This window comes from Chitinophaga sp. sic0106 (assembly GCF_019219075.1).
In the GTDB taxonomy this organism is placed as follows: domain Bacteria; phylum Bacteroidota; class Bacteroidia; order Chitinophagales; family Chitinophagaceae; genus Chitinophaga.
Map to the genome: position 1 here is coordinate 1 of NZ_JAHUWJ010000051.1, position 672 is coordinate 672.

Annotated in this window: 1 rRNA gene; it reads left to right on the top strand. The window is 47.6% G+C overall.

Going from position 1 to position 672, the window contains the following annotated elements:
• Positions 1–672 (top strand): 23S ribosomal RNA (locus KW844_RS28860); the annotation flags it as partial.

The following is a 672-nucleotide window of genomic DNA, read 5'->3' on the forward strand; positions in this document are numbered from 1 at the left end:
TGATGAACCTGATAGTACAGCAAAGCTTCGGCCTCGCTGATAATGTCCCTAATCAGACTTCCAAGAAAAACTTCTAAGGTTCGTTTATAGCAGCCCGTACCGTAAACCGACACAGGTAGTCGAGGAGAATATCCTAAGGCGCTCGAGTGATCCGTGGTAAAGGAACTAGGCAAATTGACGCTGTAACTTCGGGATAAGGCGTACCACAGCAATGTGGTCTCAGTAAAATGGTCCAACCAACTGTTTAACAAAAACACAGGGCCCTGCAAAATCGAAAGATGACGTATAGAGCCTGATACCTGCCCGGTGCTGGAAGGTTAAGGAAGGATGTTCGGCGCAAGCCAAAGCTTCTGACTGAAGCCCCAGTAAACGGCGGCCGTAACTATAACGGTCCTAAGGTAGCGAAATTCCTTGTCGGGTAAGTTCCGACCTGCACGAATGGTCTAATGAGTTGGACACTGTCTCTACCACGAGCTCGGTGAAATTGTAGTATCGGTGAAGATGCCGGTTAATCGCAACGGGACGGAAAGACCCCGTGAACCTTCACTACAACTTAACATTGATTTTGAATGCCAGATGTGTAGGATAGTTGGGAGACTATGAAGCAGCTTCGCCAGGAGTTGTGGAGTCATCGTTGAAATACCAACCTTCTGTTATTTAGAGTCTAACCCG